Genomic DNA, 18709 nt, shown 5'->3' with positions numbered 1-18709 from the left:
TCCACGACCGCGCGCAGCGCCGCCTCGCCATCGCCATCTGGGCGACCGGCTTCTCAGCGGGCACGGCCATCGGGCCGATCGTCGGCGGCGTGCTCCTCGAGCACTTCCACTGGGGCTCCGTGTTCCTCATCGCGGTGCCGTTCCTGCTGCCGCTCCTGATCTTCGCGCCCCTGCTCGTCACCGAGTCGCGCGACCCGAACCCCGGCCCCATCGACGTGCCCGCGATCCTGCTCTCGATGGCGGCGCTTGCTCCCATCGTCTTCGCCATCAAGCACACGGCGACCGACGGCCTCGACTTCATCTCGGTCGGCGCGCTCCTGGTTGGCCTGCTCTCCGGCTGGCTGTTCGTGCGGCGACTCCTGAAGCAGGAGAACCCGATCCTCGACATGCGACTCTTCGCGGTGCCCGCCTTCACCGGCTCGGTGCTCGTGAACCTCGTGAGCGTCGTCGCGCTCGTCGGACTGCTCTTCTTCCTGTCGCAGCACCTGCAGCTCATCCTCGGCCTCACGCCACTCCAGGCTGGCCTCATGCTGCTGCCAGGAACGGTCATGATGATCGTTGCCGGCCTCCTCATCGTGCGGGTTGTGCGCCACGTGAAGGTGCACATCGCGATGGCGTTCGGGCTCGGGCTCGCCTTCCTCGCCTACCTGTCGCTCGCCATCACGGGCGGCTCCGCGCCGCTCTGGATGCTCGTGGCGGCGTTCACGCTGCTCGCGGCCGGCATCGCGATCGCCGAGACGCTCTCGAACGACGTCATCATCGCGAGTGTGCCGCCCGCCAAGGCCGGTGCCGCATCCGCGGTCTCGGAGACGGCGTACGAGGTTGGTGCGGTGCTCGGGACAAGCGTGCTCGGCGGGGTGCTCACCGCGAGCTACCGGTCCGGCATGGTTGTGCCGGAGGGCGCGACAGCTGAGCAGGCGCACGCGGCACGCGAGACCCTCGCTGGCGCCGTGAACGTCTCGAACGAGCTCGAGGCGGGCGGCATGACGGCGCAGGCGCAGACGCTCCTCGACTCGGCGTTCCACGCCTTTGATGCTGGTAGCACCGTCACGTCGGCGGTCGGCGCCGTGCTCATGGTTGGCGCGATCTTCCTCGCGCTGCGCATGGTCGGCAAGGCCTCGGCGTAGCTCGCGGCGGGGCTGGGAAATCGGCAGAAATCGCGCGAGACACCCGGACCCGGTACTGTCGCAGTCGAGCCGTCTTCCAACGCAGGAATCCGCTTCTGCACTGAATTCGTTCCGCAGTGGGTGGGCTACTCGACCGTGATGGCTGTTTGCGTGTATTGCCACACCCAGAGGAGAACGAACGCATGAAGATCGGACTGCTGACCAGCGGCGGCGACTGCCCCGGACTCAACGCTGTCATTCGCGGCAGCGTGCTCCACGGCATCAAGACCTACGACAACGAGTTCGTGGGCTTCCGCGACGGCTGGCGGGGCGTCATTGAGGGCGATGTCATGGACCTCCCCCGCACGAAGGTGCGCGGCCTCGCGAAGCAGGGCGGCACGATCCTCGGCACCTCGCGCACGAACCCGTTCGACGGCCCCAACGGTGGACCGGACAACATCTCCGTCATGATGGAGCGCCATTCGGTGGATGCTCTCATCGCGATCGGCGGCGAGGGCACGCTCGCCGGCGCGAAGCGCCTGGCTGACGCGGGCATCCCGGTCATCGGCGTGCCGAAGACCATCGACAACGACCTCCAGGCAACCGACTACACGTTCGGGTTCGACACGGCCGTGCAGATCGCGACCGACGCCATGGATCGTCTCCGCACGACCGGCGAGTCGCACCACCGCGTGATGGTGGCCGAGGTCATGGGTCGCCACGTCGGCTGGATCGCCCTGCACTCTGGCATGGCGGCCGGCGCGCACGCCGTGCTCATCCCCGAGCAGAAGGTCGCGATGACGCAGGTCGCCGAATGGGTCAAGGAGGTGCACCAGCGTGGCCGCTCGCCGCTGGTCGTCGTCGCCGAGGGCTTCATCCCCGAGGGTATGGACGATGTGCTCTCACAGGGCACCGAGGTTTCCGGGCGTCCGCTGCTCGGCGGTGTCGGCGACTACGTGACCGCTGAGCTCGAGAAGCTCACGGGCATTGAGACCCGCAACACGACGCTCGGCCACATCCAGCGTGGTGGTGCGCCGACCGGGTTCGACCGCGTGCTCGCGACCCGCTTCGGCCAGTACGCCGTCGACATGGTCAACGCGAAGCAGTGGGGCAACATGGTTGCGCTTCGCGGCACTGAGATGCAGACGGTCGCCTTCGAGGAGGCGCTCGACGGCCTCAAGACCGTCCCGCAGGACCGCTGGGACCAGGCGAAGATCTTCTTCGGCCGCTAGGCCGCCGGGTCGCTGACCTGGGACAGACGAAGAGGGCGGATGCGCGTGCATCCGCCCTCTTCGTTCGTCTGGGGTGTGTTGGCGGCCCTAGTGGGCGCCGGTCGGCCCGACCAGCGCCCCGCTCAGGGAGCCCGTGAGGATGACGACGGCGAGCACGATGACGGCCGCGCTCATCGTGATGGGACGGTCGACGAACCACCGCACGATGCGCTGTAACGAGAAGCCCTTCGCGGGCGCGTCGCGCCAGCCGCCCTCGAGTGCGCCGCGGCGCTCGGCCCACCAGTCGTAGAGTAGGGTCGCGAACGGCGGGATCGCCGCGAACCAGCCGAGCCCGAACATCCACCACGGCCAGCGCTGGTTGATGCCGACGAACGCCGTCACGACCAGGTAGACCATGAACATCGCGCCGTGCAGCGAACCGCCGACTGACACGAGCAGGTCGGTGGTCTGCGTCACGTACTTGAGGAACATGCCGGTGAGCAGAAGAGCCCACGTGATGGCCTCGCCGATCGAGACGGCGCGCAGCAAGATGCGCGGGGTGAGGTGCCTGCCGTGTGCGGTGGTCCCGGGGGTTGTCGCCTCGGCCTGCGTCATCGGCGCGCTCGCCCTCTTCGCTTCAGGCAACGTCTAGACGCGTGCGAGGAGCGCCTCGACGGCGCTGCGGAAGATCGGGAGCCCGTCGAGGCCGGAGGCCATGTGGGTCGCCGTGTCCGGCCCGAAGCCGAGCTCGACCGCGTGCTCGGGGTGCGGCATGAGGCCGACCACGTTGCCGCGCTCGTTGGTGAGGCCAGCGATGTTGTTGCGCGAGCCGTTCGGGTTGACGTCGACGTAGCGGAACGCGACCTGGCCCTCGCCTTCGATGCGCGCGAGCGTCTCGTCGTCGGCGATGAACCCACCCTCGCCGTTCTTCAGCGGGATGGTGATCTCGGCGTTCTTCTCGTACGCGTTGGTCCACACGGTGTCGTTGTTCTCGACGCGGAGCACCTGGTCGCGGCACACGAACTTGCCGTGGTCATTGCGGATGAGCCCACCGGGCAGGAGGTGCGCCTCGGTCAGCATCTGGAAGCCATTGCAGATTCCGAGCACGGGCAGGCCCGCGTTGGCGGCCGTGATGACCTCGGCCATAATCGGCGAGTGGCTCGCGATCGCGCCAGCACGGAGGTAGTCGCCGTAGCTGAAGCCGCCGGGAAGGATGATGGCGTCGACGCCGTGCAGGTCGTGCTCGCCGTGCCAGAGGGCGACGGCCTCGCCGCCTGCGAGGCGGACTGCGCGCTGCGCGTCACGGTCGTCGAGCGAACCGGGGAAGGTGATGACGCCGACGCGGGGGCTCACTTGGTGGAGCCGTTCGACTGGACCTCGGACGCGGTGACGGACGCGAGGGAGGCCTCAGTGTCGGCGGCAGGCACGTCGTCGACCTCGTCGGCGTCTTCAGCTGACTCGGTGCCATCAGGCAGGACATCGATGGAGATGACATCTTCGATGACCCCGTTGGCGAGGAGCTCGTCGGCGACCTGCGAGATCTCCTCCATGAGCTCGGCCGTGACCTCGCGGTCGGTCGTGATCTCGAAGCGCTTGCCAACGCGCACGTCGTGCAGGTGGTCCTTGCCGAGGCGCGAGAGGGCTCCGGCGACGGCCTTGCCCTGCGGGTCGAGGAGTTCCTGCTTTGGCATGACGATGACGACGATCTTGGGCATCGGGAGCGGCTCCGATCGGTGGAGGAAAGAGACGGCCCCCAGCTTACCGTCAGCCGCCGTCGCGCGAGGCTCGCTCAGAATGTCGGTGCACACGCATAGCCTTGACCCATATTCGCGGCCGTGGGCACCCCCGCCGGCCGCCTCGCTGACATTTCGGGAGCATCCATGCGCGACAAGCTCAAGCGCCTCTTCGGTGGCGGCAAACAGGACCGTTCCGTACAGGAACGCCAGGCCGGTCTGCCGGCACCGTCCGCCGCATCGGTCGCTGCGCAGCTTGCGGCCCAGGCCGCTGCACCTGTCGAGCACCTCGACGCCCCCGCGCGCGACGAGGTGATGGTGGGCGGCAACGCCGTGCAGGCGTACGCGCCAGACGACGGCGAGGGCCGGGGGCGGCGCCCAACGAGTGTCGGCGTCATGTGGACCGACCAGCTGGGTCGGGTAGCGACGCGCGCGCTGCAGGGCCTGGTCATCGTTGCCGCCGCAGCCCTGCTGATCTTCGCCGGGCTGCAGGTCACGATCGTCGTCATCCCCGTGCTGCTGGCGCTCATCGTCTCGGCAGCGGCCTGGCCCATCATCAGATTCCTCACCTCGAAGAAGTGGCCGCCCGCTCTCGCGACCGTGACAGTGCTGCTCGCCATCATCGTCTTCCTGGGCGGCGCCCTCACGACGGTTGTGCTGCTGGTTCGCAACCAGTGGGGCGAGCTCTCCGACCAGGCGGTGCAGGGCTTCAACCAGGCGATCGAGTGGGTCAATGCGACGTTCCCCATCGCGATCAACCAGGACCAGATCAACGAGTGGATTGGTCAGGCGCAGGACTTCATCTTCACGAGCCAGTTCGGAAACGCTGCGGCGAGCGGGCTCACCGCTGGCATCTCCGGGGTGACGACGTTCATCACGAGCGGCGTGCTCTTCGTGGTCATACTGTTCTTCTTCATGAAGGACGGGCCGCTCATCTGGGGCTTCCTCACGAAGCCGCTCAAGGGTGCGAACAAGCGCCGCGCGAGGCTCATGGGCTCACGTGCCGTCGAGGTCATGGGCGGCTACGTCCGCGGCACAGTCATCGTCGCCCTGGTGGATGCGGTGTTCATCGGCATCGGCCTCGCGATCGTCGGGGTTCCCCTCGCGTTCCCGCTCGCCGTGCTCGTGTTCATCCTCGCGTTCATCCCCATCGTGGGTGCCACGCTGGCCGGCATCCTTGCTGCGCTCGTCGCCCTCGTCACGAACGGGCTCGTCCCGGCCATCGTGGTCGTCGGAATCGTGGTGCTCGTCAACCAGCTCGAGGGCAACTTCCTCCAGCCGGTTGTGCTCGGCAAGTCGCTCAAGCTGCACGAACTCGTTGTGCTCATCGCCTTGACCGTCGGCACGATTCTGGGCGGCATCATCGGCACGCTCCTCGCGGTGCCCGTCGCGGCCGTCAGCTGGGCGCTCATCCGCGCCTGGTACGAGCCGCTCGAGCAGCTGCAGGAAGACGAGGCTGTTCCTGACGACATGCGGACGAGGCTGCCGTGGCGCAAAGACCTCGGCGACGAAGACGCGGCAGTCGGCACCGCACCCGGCGCCAAAAGTTCGAACATCGACGTCTGATGTGGGCGCAGCTGACCCGGGGCATCCGGGAGAAGGGGATGCTCGTTGAGCTCAGCTCGGCGGGCATCGCCGTCGCGGTGCTGGTCGGTGTCTGGACGCTGTACACGATCGCCGACATCACGCAGTTCCCCTATGACGCCTCGGCGTGGTCGTACGTGGGCATGGCGGCTCCGGCGCTCCTCGGCATCTGGCTGATCGTCGAGCTCCTCGGTGTACCCGATACCCAAGAACGTCCGCTGCTCGTGCGCTTCATGGTGCGCACGATGGTGGTCGGGCCGGTGCTCTTCACAGTCGCTTGGCTGCTCGGTTCGCTGCTCCTGCTCGTGCTGACGTTCACGGGCGGCATCGTCCCTGAACTCAACGAGACGGACTCGCCGGTCGCCGAACTGCTGCTCAACGCTTTCCTCACCTGGTTGCTGGGCGTCGCGGCTGTGCTCGGCGGGGCGCTTGTCGGCCTCGTGTTCGTCGTCCTTCCGGTCATGTCCTGGCGTGATCCCGCGCGGGCCGCGTCGATCAACGCCGAGCCGGCGCCGAGGGGGAGCCTCGCCAGGGCTCGGCTTGAGCGGCTGACCTTCGCGGGCATGCTCATGCTCGTCTTCCTCGCCCCGGCGCTGTGGGTGTCTGGTGAGAACAACGCGCGCGGAAGGAACGCCGCGGAGGCGTTCCAGAACACGTGGCTCGCGATCGTCGACTTCGACCCTTCCTGGTGGGACCGCTACCTGTGGGACGTCCTCTGGGTGCTCGGGATGCTCAGCGCGCTGCTGCTTGTCGCGTCTGTCGCAGGTGTGCTGTGGCTGAGACGTTCGCATAATGACCCACCCGGTGAGCAGCACGGCACCCGAGCCGGCGGCGAGTAGACCGGCCCGACACTTCTTCCTCACCTCACGCAACACGGAATCGAGCGCACATGCCACAGTCGAATCAGGCAGGGCAGGAGTCGCGGCGCGGCTCCTTCCTCCGGCGGAGCAAACACAACCCCGCACAGGCGGAGGCAGGTTCGACGCGGCTCACCCGGTATGCGCAGGCCGGCAAGCTCAAACGGGCACCGCAGGGCGTGAGCATCGCCGAGGCGCTCGACTACGCGCGCAGTGCCGCCGGCCGCCTCGCGCTCTTCGTGTACGCGACTCCGACCCCTGGTGATATCGCCGAGCTTGCCGAGGCGTGGCAGCTGCATCCGCTGCTCGTCGAGGACCTCCAGCACGCGAACCAGCGGCCGAAGCTCGAGCGCTACGGCGATGTGCTGTTCCTCGTCGTTCGGTCGGCAAGGTACATCGACGACATCGAGGACGTCGAGTTCGCGGAGTTCCACGTGCTGGTGCGGGCCGACGCGGTGGCGGTGCTCTTTCAGGACAAGCGCTGGATCGACGGCTCTGGCGCGGCCGCGTTCGCGGAGGAGGGTGACGGCGCCGAGATCGGTGGAGACCGCGGGCTGCTCACCGAGGAGCTCCTCGACCTTGGGCCCGAGGCGATCGTCTACCGGCTCATCGACTCGATCGTCGACGGCTTCCGCCCCGTGCTGACCGGCCTCGGCGTCGACAAGGAGCAGATCGAGCGGCAGGTCTTCTCCGGAGACGCGGCGGTCGCGGAGCGCATTTACCGCCTCAGCCAGGAGGTCATCGAGCTCAGGCACGCCACCTCTTCGCTCTCGGAGATCGTGGACGCGCTGCGTCGCGGCCACGCGCGCTACGACGTCCCCGATTCGCTGCAGAGCTACCTTCAGGACGTCGCCGACCACCTGCTGGTCGTCGACCGACAGGTAGGGGAGTTGCGGGACGCCCTCAACCAGATCCTGAGCGTCAACGCGACGCTCGTGGCCCAAAGGCAGAACGAGGACATGAAGAAGATCTCCGGGTGGGCGGCGATCCTCTTCGCGCCGACGCTTATCGCCGCGGTCTACGGCATGAACTTCGACAACATGCCTGAGCTGCACTGGGCTTTCGGTTATCCGATGGCGGTCGGCGGGATGGTCGCGTTCGCCGGGGGCCTCTACTGGATGTTCAAGCGCAACAAGTGGATGTAGGTCCAGGCGCGAGGTGAGCATCCAGCCCCACCAGTGACCTCGGTTTCCCCTTGCCCACTAGTGACACTAAAACCTGTTGTGATAATGTCAGGACATATGCGGCAGGTGGGCAACGGTCGGCACGGGCTCGAGGGAGAGCCTCCGAGTCGGTGATGGCCCGCGAAGTCTGACGCCTCGAACCTCGGGGCGCCTGGCTGCCGCGGAACCGGCGAACCCGGCCATCAGCCACCGATGAGGAGAACAGCATGACCCTGCTCGAAACAGTGCCTTCCAACGACGATGGCGCTCCAGCCACTCAGCTCGCGCCGCTCGCGTGGGCAGCCCAGAACACCAAGACCGCGCTCTGGAATGACTCTGCAGACCCCGAGGAGCTCAAGAAGTCGATCGAGTTCGGCGCGGTCGGCGCGACCTGCAACCCCGTCATTGCCTTCGCCGCCATCAAGAAGCGCCCAGACGTCTGGGGTCCGCGCATCCAGGAGATCGCAGCGCAGAACCCCACCTGGGGTGAGTCGGAGATCGGCTGGCAGGCTGTTCGCGACCTCTCTGTCGACGCGGCTCGCCTCCTCGAGCCGGAGTTCGAGCGAAGCGGAGGCCGCAACGGTCGCCTCTCCATCCAGACCGACCCCCGCCTGCACCGCGACGCTGCGGCCCTCGCCGACCAGGCCGAGGAGTTCTCGAAGCTCGCGAAGAACATCATCGTCAAGATCCCCGCCACGAAGACGGGCATCGAGGCCATGGAAGAGGCCGCCTACCGCGGTGTCAGCATCAACGCGACCCTCAGCTTCACTGTGCCCCAGGCTGTCGCCGTCGGTGCCGCGCTCGAGCGTGCCCTCGACCGCCGCGCCGCGGATGGCCTCCCCGAGCAGGAGTTCGGGCACGTCGTCACCATCATGGGCGGGCGCCTCGACGACTGGCTCAAGAAGTGGACGACCGCGAACCGCATCCTCGTCACCCCGGGCATCCTCGAGTGGGCCGGCGTCGCCGCCCTCAAGCACGCGCACTCCGTCTTCCAGGAGCGCGGCTACCGCAGCCGCGTCCTCTCGGCTGCGTTCCGCAACCAGCTCCAGTGGTCAGAGCTCGTGGGCGGCGACATCGTCGTCTCCCCGCCCTTCGACTGGCAGGCGCGCATCAACGAGAACAACATCGCCGTCTCCGAGCGCATCCACGTGCCCGTCGACGCCGCCATTCTCGACGAGCTCGAGACGCTCAGCGAGTTCCGCCGGGCCTACGAGGTCGAAGGCATGACTCCCGAGGAGTTCGAGAACTTCGGTGCGGCGCGCAACACGCTCCGCCAGTTCCTCGACGCTGATGCGCAGCTCGACGCTCTCGTGCGCGACATCCTCGTGCCAGCCGCCTAGGCGCATCCGCGGTTCCAGCCGCTTCCCGAGCTGAGTTCGGCCGCACCGTGTCGCGACACCCGGAGTGCGCTGAGCTCACCTCGCCTGCTGCTCAATCAGCGTGGCGACGCTTGGGGGAGGGTCCCTAGTTTTCTCGCGAGGAAAGCCATCGGCCCTCCCCTTTCGCGCGCCTGCGCATCTGCGCCTGCGCCTGCGTGCATCCGCGAGAGTGAGTGAGATGCAGGCTCTTTCGACGAAAACGGCGCTTCTGGCTGTCCTTTCGGGCTCGGATGGGTGAAGGTGAGAGGGCGGCTTGGGTGTTCAGGGGCGTCAGGGTGCGGGAGTGTTGCGGCGGGCGGCGGGCAGTACGACGTTGTCGATGATGCCCACGAGGAACTCGCGGTCGGGTGACTTGCGCAGGATGAGCGTGCGGAACGCGGCCATCGCGGGCGCGATCATGCTGAGGGTGTCGAGGTCGACGTCAGCCGCGATCTCGCCGCGCTCGATCGCTCGCTGGAAGAGGACCCGGTTCGCCGCGGCGCGGGGCGCGACGATCGCCTCCTGCGCTGCGGCGGCCATCTCGGGGTCACGAGCGATCATCGAGATGACCCCCGTCATGACGTTGAGCTTGCGCTCCGCATCCCGGATGTTCGGCGGGCGCACCATGGCGACGAGGTCGCCGCGCAGGGTGCCAGTGTCTGGCAGGGTCTGGAGGTCGAGGTCCTTCGACTTCATGCACGCGACCGCATCCAGCACGAGGTCCGACTTCGATGCCCAGCGGCGGTACAGCGTGGCCTTGCCCGCCTTCGCCCGGGTCGCGACCATGTCGATCGTCATTCCGTCGTAACCCGTCTCGGCGAGCACGTCCAGTGCCGCCTCGAGGATGTCGTTGTCGCGCGTGTGGTCGCGCTTGCGCCCAAGCCGCGGCTTCGCTGCCGCCCCGGGGGTCTGTGGTTCGGTGGCGTCTGGGCCCGCGCCTGCCGTCATCGCGGGTGGTGTCGCCGGTGCTTCGGGGGAGCTCGCGGCGAGGTTGGTCTGCGTCATTGAAACCGCCTCTCGTCGTTCCACAGGCTAGCTGTGCACATTACGGAACTTAGTGTATCCGAAACCAGCCAGTCTCGTATATGGTGATGCGCATGCCTGGATCATCAACACCCGCGACCGACAGTCGCCGCTGGTTGACGCTGGTCGTCGTCGGCCTCGCCCAGCTGATGGTCGTCCTTGATGCGACCGTCGTGAACATCGCCCTGCCCTCCGCGCAGGCAGACCTCGGCTTCTCGGACGGTCAGCGCCAGCGGATCGTCACCGCCTACTCGCTCGCCTTCGGGAGCCTCCTGCTCCTCGGCGGTCGCCTCTCCGACCTCATGGGTCGCAAGCGCACCTTCGTCATCGGCCTCATCGGCTTCGCCATCGCTTCCGCACTCGGCGGTGCTGCTCCCTCGTTCGAGCTGCTCGTCGCCGCCCGCGCCCTTCAGGGCGTCTTCGGAGCGCTCCTCGCTCCGACCGCCCTCGCCGTCCTCACGACCACCTTCACCATCCCGAAGGAACGCGCCCGTGCCTTCGGCGTCTTCGGCGCGATCGCCGGCGCCGGCGGAGCGGTCGGCCTCCTCCTCGGCGGAGTCCTCACCGAGGCCTTCGACTGGCGTTGGAACCTCTACATCAACGTGGCCATCGCGGCCGTTGCCCTCGTCGGCGCCTTCGTCTTTGTTCCGTCCATCGCGCGCACCGGCCCTCGTCCGAAGCTCGACATCCCCGGAACGCTGCTCGTCTCCGCGGGCCTCTTCGCCCTCGTGTACGGCTTCTCGCACGCCGAGACAGACGGCTGGGACTCGCCGCTCACATGGGGCATGCTCGCCGGCGCCGTCGTCTTCCTCGGGGCGTTCGTGTTCTGGCAGACCCGCGCCGGGCATCCGCTGCTCCCGCTGCACATCGTGCGCGACCGCAACCGCGGCGCCGCCTACCTGTCGGTCATGATCGCGGGTGCCGGAATGTTCGGCATCTTCCTCTTCGTCACCTACTACCTGCAGCTCACGCTCGGCTACTCGCCGATCCAGACCGGTCTCGCGTTCCTGCCGATGATCGCGATGCTGGTGCTCGCGGCGCAGCTCGGCACGAACATCTTCGTGCCGCGCTTCGGACCGAAGCTGCTCGTGCCGATCGGCATGACGATCGCCGCCTCTGGTATGGTCTGGCTCACGTTCCTGGATGCGACGAGCACGTACGCGGGGCACGTCATGCCGCCGCTCATGCTCATCGGGTTCGCGATGGGCACGATCATGCCAGCGTCGATGCAGACGGCCACGCTCGGTGTCGACCGGGAGTTCGCTGGCGTCGCGTCGGCGATGGTCAACACGAGCCAGCAGGTTGGCGGGTCGGTGGGCACCGCACTGCTCAACACGCTCGCAGCGACCGCAGCGACCGACTACCTCCTCGAGCACGGGCCGCAGGCGGCCGGGGACGCGATGATCGCCAGCTACGCCGCGGCGTACTGGTGGGGTGCCGGCTTCTTCGCCGTCGGTGCCGTGGTGTCGGCACTGCTCTTCCGCCGCCGTAACCAGGGGCTCTCGCTCAGCCGCGAGATCCAGGAGGAGAACGCGGCAGAGCCTGTGCTCGCGCACTAGGAGTTTCGGCGCGGATGCGGTGCTTCGTGCACGTATCCGCTCCGCGCAGAGGGGCACCCGCTGTGCTCTCGCCCTGCCATACGGCCGGGTGGGCCCGCGGCGGGTGCCTCTCCGTCTTTGTGCTGAGATGCGCGCTCGTTGCGTGCGTATCCAGGCAGATATCGACGACGCCAGGCGAGCCGGTGCCCAGGGCACTCCGACGTTTGTGCTCGACGGGGAGGTGCTGCAGCTCCAGGAGGTCAGTGATCTCACGGATGCGCTGGACAGTGCGTGAGCAGGTGAGTAGGGACTAGAGGTCGACGAGACGCACCTTGCCGACAACCGGCGCATCCAGTTCGAGCCCCTCGGCATCGCGCACGGCCTTCTTGATGGGCAGGATGTAGGCGTCGTCGCTCGGGAAGATCGAGGTGCGCCACGTGGAGCCGCCGATGGTCGCCTCGACGCGCACCGAGCCGAAGCCGTGCGTGTAGTTCTCGGTGGCCGCCGCGATCTTGTCGGACGCGTCCTCGCTGAGGCTCACGAACGTCCACAGCTCGCGCCGCTTCTCCCAGCGCCACAGCGGATTCGAAAACGAGAACTCCATGCGTCTATGATCGCGCAACGAGCGGGTCGCAGCCAGCGCAGGAGCTAGTGCCCGCCGCCAGGCAGAACGTCGCGCATCCGCTGCAACCGGGTCTCGCTCTCGGCATTCAACCCGATGACGTCGACGGATGCGCCCCTACCCTCGTACTTCTGGATCACGGCGTCGAGTGCCGCGACCGTCGAGGCGTCCCAGACGTGCGCCGCACTCAGATCGATGACCACTCGGCTCGGGTCGGCAGCGTAGTCGAACTGCGCGTACAGGTCGTTGGACGAGGCGAAGAACAGCTGCCCCGTGACGGCGTAGGAGGCGACGGCGCCGTCGTCCGAGAGGCTGCGGCGCACCTCAACGACGTGCGCGACGCGGCGCGCGAAGAGCAGCACCGCGCACAGCACGCCCGCGCCGACGCCGATCGCGAGGTTGTGGGTGGCGACCGTCGCGACGACCGTGACAAGCATGACCGCCGTCTCGCTCAACGGCATCCCGCGCAGCGTCGACGGTCGAATCGAATGCCAGTCGAACGTCGCCCAGCAGACGAAGATCATGACCGCCACCAGCGCCGCCATCGGGATGAGCGCGACGACGTCGCCGAGTAGTACGACGAGGAGCAGCAGGAAGACTCCGGCGAGGAACGTGGAGATGCGCGTGCGTGCCCCGGACGCCTTCACGTTGATCATCGTCTGACCGATCATCGCGCATCCGCCCATGCCGCCGAAGAACGCCGTGATGACGTTCGCCGCCCCCTGGCCCCACGCCTCGCGGGTCTTGCTGGAGCGCGTGTCGGTGATGTCGTCGACGAGCTTCGCCGTCATGAGCGACTCGAGCAGGCCGACAAACGCCATGGCGAGCGCAAACGGGAACACGAGCTGCAGCGTCTCGAAGGTGAGCGGCACATCCGGGATGAAGAACCCGGGGAGCGTGCTCGGCAGCTCGCCCTTGTCGCCCACCGTCGGGACGCTGATCGACGCGAGCACGGTGATGAGGGTGAGCACGACGATCGCCACGAGCGGCGCCGGCACGACCGTCGTCAGTCGGGGAAGCCCGAACACGATGAGCAGAGCCAGACCGGTCAGCGGATACACGAGCCACGGCACCCCGAGCAGCTCAGGCACCTGCGCGAGGAACACGAGGATCGCGAGCGCATTCACGAAGCCAACCATCACCTGGCGCGGGATGTACCGCATGAGCTTCGCCACCCCGAGTACGGCAAGCAGCACCTGCAGGACCCCGGCCAAGAGCACCGCGGCTATCAGGTAGTCGAGACCGTGCGAGGCCATGAGCGGCGCGATCACGAGGGCGACGGCACCCGTGGCCGCGGAGATCATGGCCGGCCGGCCCCCCAGGATCGCGATCGAGACCGCCATCGTGAACGAGGCAAAGAGGCCAACCCGCGGGTCGACACCCGCGATCACCGAGAACGCGATCGCCTCAGGGATGAGGGCCAGCGCCACGACCAGGCCGCCGAGCACCTCCACCTTCAGGAGGCGAGGCGACCGAAGCGTGAACAGCACCGACTGCCGCTGCTCGGGCGAAATTGCCACGACAGCGGGCACCGGCGCGGATGCGGGAGAGGAAGGCACTGCGGAGTCCAGTCTCGAGACGATGGTGGGGAGACGCCTGGGCCACCGCGCGCGAGCGCAGACGCGGGAATCCAGGGCGGTGTTGTGGTCGCTCAAACGGCGAAATGACGACCACAAGACCGCTGTGGACGCCAGGGCTGGGGCCTGGGCGGGGAGTCGTCAGCTAGCTCAGCACCGCCTCGAAGCGTCGGCGCGCGGAACGCCGCGCGCCGACGCGCGGGAACGCAGCTAGGCGCCGACTCCGAGGCGCTCGAAGAGCTCCGCGTACCGCGCCTGCGTGCGCTCGATGACCTCGGCGGGAAGGACGGGCGGCTCGCCCTGCTTGTCCCAGTTCGCGGAGAGCCAGTCGCGCACGATCTGCTTGTCGAACGACGACAGGCGCTGCTTCAGGGGAAGACTCGTGTCGGCGTACAGCTTCGCGTCCCAGTACCGCGAAGAGTCGCTCGTGAGCACCTCGTCGCCGATCGTGATCTGGCCCGTGGATGCGTTGCGTCCGAACTCGAACTTCGTGTCCGCCAGGATCACGCCGCGTTCTTCCGCGATCGCCGAGGCCTCGCGGAAGACGCGCAGCGACAGGTCGCGCAGCGCGACCGCGTCGTCGAGCCCAACCAGCTCGATCATCTTCTCGAAGCTGATGTTCTCGTCGTGCTCACCCTGCGGCGCCTTGTACGCGGGCGTGAAGATCGGTGAGGGAAGCCGGTCGCCGTCCTCGAGGCCAGCGGGCAGCTCGATGCCGCAGACCGTGCCGTGCTCGCGGTACTCGAGCAGGCCCGAGCCGGTCAGGTAGCCGCGTACGACACACTCGACGGGGAACATGTCGAGACGCACGACGCGCATGGAGCGAGCCGCGGTGTCGGCTGGCAGGGACGCATCCCAACCGGACGGCTCACGCAGGTGGTTCGTGACGGCGATGCGGTCGAACCACCAGCGGCTCAGCGCCGTCAGACGGGCGCCCTTGCCGGGAATGCCAGGGCTGAGAATGTGGTCGAACGCGCTCACGCGGTCGCTCGCCACAACAAGCAGCACGCGATTGTCGTCGAGTTCCTCGTACACCTCGCGGACCTTGCCAGAGGAGACGTGCGACCAGCCCTCGAGGAGGGGAGCCTGAGCGGCGTCGGTCACGACTGCTGCTCGCGAGCCGCGAGCTCAGCGATGTCGGCGCGGTACTGCGCTCCGTCGATGTGGATGCGCGACAGCCCCTGGTACGCGAACGCGCGAGCCTCGGCGATCGTCGCGCCGGTGCCGACGACGTTGAGGATGCGTCCGCCGCTCGTCACGAGCGTGTCGTCATCGCGCTCAGTGGTCGCCGCCTGCAGCACCTTCACGTTCGGCTCGGCCAGCGCATCCGGGACACCCGAGATGGTGCGGCCAGACTGCACGTCCTCCGGGTAGCCCTCGCTGGCAAGCACAATCGTGACCGCCGCGTTGTCGGCGATCGCGAGTTCCTCGGGCAGGTGCCCAAGCGTGCCGGTCGCCGACGCGTAGAGCAGCTCGGAGAGCGGCTGGTCGAGGCGCTCGAGTACGGCCTGCGTCTCCGGGTCGCCGAAGCGGGCGTTGAATTCGATGACGCGGATTCCCGCCGTCGTGACGATGAGTCCGCAGTAGAGCAGACCGGCGAACGGAGTGCCGGCCGCGCGCATCTCGTCGACGACGGGCTTAGCGACCTGATCGACGATGAGCTTCGAGAAGGCGCGCTCGCCGCCGAACCGGTCGTTCAGGAACGGGACGGGCGTGTACGCGCCCATGCCGCCCGTGTTCGGGCCCTCGTCGCCGGCGAGCAGGCGCTTGAAGTCTTGGGCGGGCGGGAGCGCGCGGACGTTGACGCCGTCGGAGAAGACGAACTGCGAGACCTCCTGGCCGTCGAGGAACTCCTCAACCAACACCGGGCCGGCAGCGAGCCAGTGCTCCGCGTGGATGAGCGCGTCCTCGCGGCTCTCGGTGACCATGACGCCCTTCCCGGACGCCAGGCCGTCGGCCTTCACGACGTAGGGGGCGCCGAACTCGTCGATGGCAGCAGCGGCCTCTTCGAGCGTCGCCGCGAGGCGCGCGCCGCCCGTCGGAACGCCGGCGCGGGACATGACGTCCTTCGCGAACGTCTTGGAGCCCTCGATCTCTGCGGCGGCCTTCGACGGGCCGAACACTGGAATGCCGGCCTCGCGCAGCGCGTCGGCGACGCCCGCGACGAGGGGCGCCTCGGGGCCGATGACGACGAGTTCGAAGTTCTCATCCTTGGCGAAGTCCGTCACAAGCGATGGGTTATTCACGTCGAGTCGGATCACCTCAGACTCGGTGGCGATGCCGGGGTTGCCTGGCGCCGTGACGATCGAGTGTGCGCGCTCGCTGTGGAGGGCGGCAACAATTGCGTGCTCGCGGGCACCGGATCCGAGGACGAGAATTCTCACCGCACCAGCCTAACCGGGGACGACGTCTCGCGCCGCCGCGTGAACGCAGATGACCGCCCCGCGACGAAGGGCGGTATCGGGGGCCGTTGGGGCGCGGTTCGGACGGAGCGGCTTCAAACCTCGGTGACAACGCTTCTCAAACTGCTCGTGGCGTCACCGAATCCTCGAGCTATCACCGAAATTGACAGTCGTCTCTCGAGACGGACGCGGCTGCAGGTCGTCCGTGCATGCTGGCGCAGAATAGGGGACGTGCCGAAACCTCGAATCGCCGACGCCGCAGGGCTCGGCGCCATCATCGCCTGGACCGAAGCCCGCGCCGAAGGGCGCCCGACGCCGCGCGCCGACGCCGCGACCGCGGTCCGCTACACGCTGCAGGCTCTCGAAGACCGCGCCCCGGGGGCGAGCGTCGAGGTGCGTGTGCCGCCGTTCGGCGCCGTGCAGTGCGTCGAGGGGCCCGGCCACACTCGGGGCACGCCGCCGAACGTCATCGAGCTCGACGCCGACACGTGGCTCGAACTCGCAACCGGCCGCACCACCTGGCAGGAGGCTGCGGACGCGAACCGCGTCCGCGCATCCGGGACCCGCGCCGACGTCTCTGCCTGGCTCCCGCTCGTCCGTCGGTGACCGAAGGTGCGGCCCGCGAGGCCGCTGATCGCGTGGGGCCAGTTCGGGTCGCCGGAGTCCCTGCGAGAGGTCACCGCGAACTGCGAGACAATGGACGCATGCTCCGCGAGAACGAACCAACGCAGTCGCGCCCAGAAGGCGGCGACGACACCTCGGCTGACCGTGCGGTCGAAGCCGGAGGCGAGCTGGACGGCTACGAGGCTGAGCTCGCCGAGTTCGCGGAGGAAGACGAAGACGACGGTGTCCGCGAGATGGACGCCAAGGTGCACCGCGTTCCTCGTATGGGCAGCTTCATGGTGCTCGGCGCGATCGTCGGCGTTGTGCTCGTGACGATCCTGACGTTCGCGTTCCCGCCGAACGAGGCGTTCACGCGCATTCAGGTGTTCGCGTTCCTGCTCGCGTTCACGGTACCGATCACGCTGGCCCTCGGCGGCCTCGCTGGCTACATCGCCGGCAGGGTCGCTTCTAAGAAGACGGTGGATGCGCGCCTCATCCGCGCCGACGAGCTCGAGAACCGCGGCTAGCCTCGGGCGCTCCCAAGGCGCACCCCAGTCTCGATGCGCTCAGTCGTCGAGGCCTCGCGCGTGCAGTGCGTCTGACATGGCGTCGGCGCGGCGCAACGCGCGCACGACAAGCGGCACGGCGAAGGCGCGAGGACTCCCGCGGCGCCCGCGTGCATACTGCGCCTGCCTGGCGGTCTCGGCTAACTCGGCGACAAGCGGGACGGCGCGCACGCCGAGCGCGAGCTGCAGGGCAACCCTGTCGGGGTTCACGCCGAGGCGTCCGAGGGGCCTGAGCAGCCAGACGATGGCCTCGATCATGTCCGTCGTCCGAGTCGTCAGGCTCACCAGCGTCGCCGCGAGCAGCAGCGCGATGATCGACCCGACAACACCGACCGCCCTCGCCAGCTCGGCGCTCCACCACTGGAAGGCGAAGATGCCGACGAGGAAGATCCACGTCGGCCGAACGCCGCGCCACGCGTAGCGGAGGCTGAGGCGCGCGCCCGCGAAGCCGAGCAGCGCCACCACGACCGCGACGCCGGCGGCGAGCGGAGACGAGATCGCGAGCACGGCCGCACCAGCTGCGACCAGTGCGAGGAGCTTCGCGCCGGCGGGCAGCCGGTGAACTACGGAGGCGCCAGGGACGTAGACCGCGAGCGGCGACCGGCGGTCAGGCACGTGCGCTCGCCCCGACGAATCGTGCCGTCACAGCGGGCCCTCGGCATCCACAACCGCACGGTAGGCGGCGATCGCTGCTCGAGGCTGCCCATCGAAGTGGATGCGTCCCTCGTGCACCACAAGTACGCGGTCGAACGTTTCGAGCAAGTCGAGGTCGTGCGTCACGAGCACCACCTGCTGCGGCAGTTGTGCGATGCGGGCGGCGATGGCGTGCGAGTTGCGCAGGTCGAGGAGGGTTGTCGGCTCGTCGAGGACCAGGATGCTCGGCTCGGTCACGAGGACAGCCGCGAGGGCGAGCAACTGCTTCTGACCGCCGGAGAGCAGGTGCGCGGGGTGGTCGGCGCGGTCGCCGAGGCCCACCTGCTCGAGCGCGGCGGCCGTGCGGGCCGCGATCTCGGACTTGCTGAGGCCGCGACGTCCGAGCCCGAACGCCACGTCTTCGCCGACCGTGGGCATGATGATCTGGGAGTCGGGGTCGGTGAAGCAGAATCCAACGCGTCGGCGAACCTCGCGCCCGTCGCGCTTCGTGTCGAAGCCGTCGACGGTCACTGTTCCGGTCGTCGGCAGCAGCAGCCCGTTGAGGAGGCGCGCCAGGCTCGACTTCCCCGAGCCGTTCGCGCCTATGACTCCGAGGCGCTGCTCTCCAAGCGACACCGTCACGTTGTCGAGCACGGTCCGGCGCTGGGGGCCGTCTCCGAAGGCGACGCTCACCCCGTGCAGCTCGATCATGCCTGCACCCCGTTCAGGCGGC

Annotated in this window: 20 protein-coding genes; 10 read left to right on the top strand and 10 right to left on the bottom strand. The window is 68.2% G+C overall.

Going from position 1 to position 18709, the window contains the following annotated elements; translation table 11 throughout:
• Positions 1–1127 (top strand): MFS transporter (locus FHX72_RS17150; RefSeq protein WP_183626680.1); only part of this gene is annotated, 1127 nt, incomplete at its 5' end.
• Between the two features lie 182 nt (positions 1128–1309).
• Positions 1310–2338: an ATP-dependent 6-phosphofructokinase gene (locus FHX72_RS17145; RefSeq protein ID WP_068482538.1), complete on the top strand. Its 1029-nt coding sequence runs from the start codon at positions 1310–1312 to the stop codon at positions 2336–2338.
• A gap of 87 nt (positions 2339–2425) precedes the next feature.
• Here FHX72_RS17145 and FHX72_RS17140 read toward each other — a convergent pair whose 3' ends face one another.
• Genes FHX72_RS17140 through purS form a run of 3 tightly spaced genes read right to left on the bottom strand, consistent with a single transcriptional unit; the run spans position 2426 to position 4032 of the window.
• Entirely contained in the window at positions 2426–2932 is a 507-nt protein-coding gene (locus FHX72_RS17140; RefSeq protein WP_068482541.1) for a DUF3817 domain-containing protein, read from the bottom strand.
• 33 nt (positions 2933–2965) lie between these two features.
• Positions 2966–3670, bottom strand: a complete 705-nt coding sequence (purQ, locus tag FHX72_RS17135) for a phosphoribosylformylglycinamidine synthase subunit PurQ (protein ID WP_068495145.1) — start codon at positions 3668–3670, stop codon at positions 2966–2968.
• Positions 3667–4032 (bottom strand): phosphoribosylformylglycinamidine synthase subunit PurS, encoded by a 366-nt coding sequence (purS, locus tag FHX72_RS17130; protein WP_183626678.1) that lies wholly within the window; start codon positions 4030–4032, stop codon positions 3667–3669. The genes purQ and purS overlap by 4 nt, the downstream gene beginning before the upstream one ends.
• Before the next feature lie 120 nt (positions 4033–4152).
• On the opposite strand from purS, the gene FHX72_RS17125 reads away from it, so the two are divergent.
• From FHX72_RS17125 to FHX72_RS17110, 4 genes are all read left to right on the top strand, one after another.
• The gene (locus FHX72_RS17125) at positions 4153–5616 is read left to right on the top strand and encodes an AI-2E family transporter (RefSeq protein ID WP_244157546.1); all 1464 of its coding nucleotides are present in this window, start codon (positions 4153–4155) and stop codon (positions 5614–5616) included.
• A complete protein-coding gene (locus tag FHX72_RS17120; protein ID WP_183626676.1) occupies positions 5616–6473 on the top strand; it encodes a hypothetical protein in 858 nt (285 codons plus the stop codon). Before FHX72_RS17125 ends, FHX72_RS17120 begins: the two co-directional genes overlap by 1 nt.
• Positions 6474–6523: 50 nt before the next feature.
• Complete coding sequence (locus FHX72_RS17115) at positions 6524–7636, top strand: magnesium and cobalt transport protein CorA (RefSeq protein WP_068495141.1); 1113 nt, start codon at positions 6524–6526, stop codon at positions 7634–7636.
• Between the two features lie 245 nt (positions 7637–7881).
• On the top strand, positions 7882–8994 hold the full coding sequence (locus FHX72_RS17110; RefSeq protein WP_068495137.1) for a transaldolase family protein: 1113 nt from the start codon (positions 7882–7884) through the stop codon (positions 8992–8994).
• 309 nt (positions 8995–9303) lie between these two features.
• Here FHX72_RS17110 and FHX72_RS17105 read toward each other — a convergent pair whose 3' ends face one another.
• Positions 9304–10017: a TetR/AcrR family transcriptional regulator gene (locus FHX72_RS17105; RefSeq protein ID WP_244964364.1), complete on the bottom strand. Its 714-nt coding sequence runs from the start codon at positions 10015–10017 to the stop codon at positions 9304–9306.
• 92 nt (positions 10018–10109) lie between these two features.
• Between FHX72_RS17105 and FHX72_RS17100 the strand changes: the two genes are divergently transcribed.
• Together FHX72_RS17100 and FHX72_RS19250 are read left to right on the top strand one after the other, a co-directional pair.
• Positions 10110–11594, top strand: a complete 1485-nt coding sequence (locus FHX72_RS17100) for an MFS transporter (RefSeq protein WP_244964363.1) — start codon at positions 10110–10112, stop codon at positions 11592–11594.
• Between the two features lie 142 nt (positions 11595–11736).
• Entirely contained in the window at positions 11737–11868 is a 132-nt protein-coding gene (locus FHX72_RS19250) for a DsbA family protein (protein ID WP_244964362.1), read from the top strand.
• A gap of 15 nt (positions 11869–11883) precedes the next feature.
• Here FHX72_RS19250 and FHX72_RS17095 read toward each other — a convergent pair whose 3' ends face one another.
• The 4 genes from FHX72_RS17095 to purD form a co-directional block, all read right to left on the bottom strand.
• Positions 11884–12177, bottom strand: coding sequence for a DUF1905 domain-containing protein (locus FHX72_RS17095; protein ID WP_183626672.1), 294 nt, complete (start codon positions 12175–12177; stop codon positions 11884–11886).
• A gap of 44 nt (positions 12178–12221) precedes the next feature.
• Positions 12222–13754, bottom strand: a complete 1533-nt coding sequence (locus FHX72_RS17090) for a SulP family inorganic anion transporter (protein ID WP_183626670.1) — start codon at positions 13752–13754, stop codon at positions 12222–12224.
• Positions 13755–13982: 228 nt separating this feature from the next.
• Positions 13983–14876, bottom strand: a complete 894-nt coding sequence (locus FHX72_RS17085) for a phosphoribosylaminoimidazolesuccinocarboxamide synthase (RefSeq protein WP_183626668.1) — start codon at positions 14874–14876, stop codon at positions 13983–13985.
• Entirely contained in the window at positions 14873–16156 is a 1284-nt protein-coding gene (gene purD, locus FHX72_RS17080) for a phosphoribosylamine--glycine ligase (RefSeq protein WP_068495132.1), read from the bottom strand. The genes FHX72_RS17085 and purD overlap by 4 nt, the downstream gene beginning before the upstream one ends.
• Before the next feature lie 249 nt (positions 16157–16405).
• Between purD and FHX72_RS17075 the strand changes: the two genes are divergently transcribed.
• Together FHX72_RS17075 and FHX72_RS17070 are read left to right on the top strand one after the other, a co-directional pair.
• Positions 16406–16780 carry a sterol carrier family protein gene (locus tag FHX72_RS17075; protein ID WP_068481487.1) on the top strand — a complete coding sequence of 125 codons (375 nt, stop codon included), beginning with the start codon at positions 16406–16408 and terminating at the stop codon, positions 16778–16780.
• Positions 16781–16878: 98 nt separating this feature from the next.
• Positions 16879–17304 (top strand): hypothetical protein, encoded by a 426-nt coding sequence (locus tag FHX72_RS17070; protein ID WP_068495130.1) that lies wholly within the window; start codon positions 16879–16881, stop codon positions 17302–17304.
• 39 nt (positions 17305–17343) lie between these two features.
• Here FHX72_RS17070 and FHX72_RS17065 read toward each other — a convergent pair whose 3' ends face one another.
• Positions 17344–17958 (bottom strand): CbiQ family ECF transporter T component, encoded by a 615-nt coding sequence (locus FHX72_RS17065; protein ID WP_183626666.1) that lies wholly within the window; start codon positions 17956–17958, stop codon positions 17344–17346.
• 27 nt (positions 17959–17985) lie between these two features.
• Positions 17986–18687: an energy-coupling factor ABC transporter ATP-binding protein gene (locus tag FHX72_RS17060; protein ID WP_183626664.1), complete on the bottom strand. Its 702-nt coding sequence runs from the start codon at positions 18685–18687 to the stop codon at positions 17986–17988.
• Between the last annotated feature and the right edge of the window lie 22 nt (positions 18688–18709).

The organism is Pseudoclavibacter helvolus (genome assembly GCF_014191305.1).
Taxonomy (GTDB): Bacteria; Actinomycetota; Actinomycetes; order Actinomycetales; family Microbacteriaceae; genus Pseudoclavibacter; species Pseudoclavibacter helvolus.
This window is presented reverse-complemented; position numbering and strand designations above follow the sequence as displayed.

Bases quoted from the DNA above. Each gene is read 5' to 3' on its own strand.
- FHX72_RS17100 (WP_244964363.1), top strand. From the start codon at position 10,110: ATGCCTGGATCATCAACACCCGCGACCGACAGTCGCCGCTGGTTGACG.
- FHX72_RS17145 (WP_068482538.1), top strand. From the start codon at position 1,310: ATGAAGATCGGACTGCTGACCAGCGGCGGCGACTGCCCCGGACTCAAC.
- FHX72_RS17095 (WP_183626672.1), bottom strand. From the start codon at position 12,177: ATGGAGTTCTCGTTTTCGAATCCGCTGTGGCGCTGGGAGAAGCGGCGC.
- FHX72_RS17120 (WP_183626676.1), top strand. From the start codon at position 5,616: ATGTGGGCGCAGCTGACCCGGGGCATCCGGGAGAAGGGGATGCTCGTT.
- FHX72_RS17060 (WP_183626664.1), bottom strand. From the start codon at position 18,687: ATGATCGAGCTGCACGGGGTGAGCGTCGCCTTCGGAGACGGCCCCCAG.
- FHX72_RS17070 (WP_068495130.1), top strand. From the start codon at position 16,879: ATGCTCCGCGAGAACGAACCAACGCAGTCGCGCCCAGAAGGCGGCGAC.
- FHX72_RS17115 (WP_068495141.1), top strand. From the start codon at position 6,524: ATGCCACAGTCGAATCAGGCAGGGCAGGAGTCGCGGCGCGGCTCCTTC.
- purS (WP_183626678.1), bottom strand. From the start codon at position 4,032: ATGCCCAAGATCGTCGTCATCGTCATGCCAAAGCAGGAACTCCTCGAC.
- FHX72_RS17140 (WP_068482541.1), bottom strand. From the start codon at position 2,932: ATGACGCAGGCCGAGGCGACAACCCCCGGGACCACCGCACACGGCAGG.
- FHX72_RS17110 (WP_068495137.1), top strand. From the start codon at position 7,882: ATGACCCTGCTCGAAACAGTGCCTTCCAACGACGATGGCGCTCCAGCC.
- FHX72_RS17105 (WP_244964364.1), bottom strand. From the start codon at position 10,017: ATGACGCAGACCAACCTCGCCGCGAGCTCCCCCGAAGCACCGGCGACA.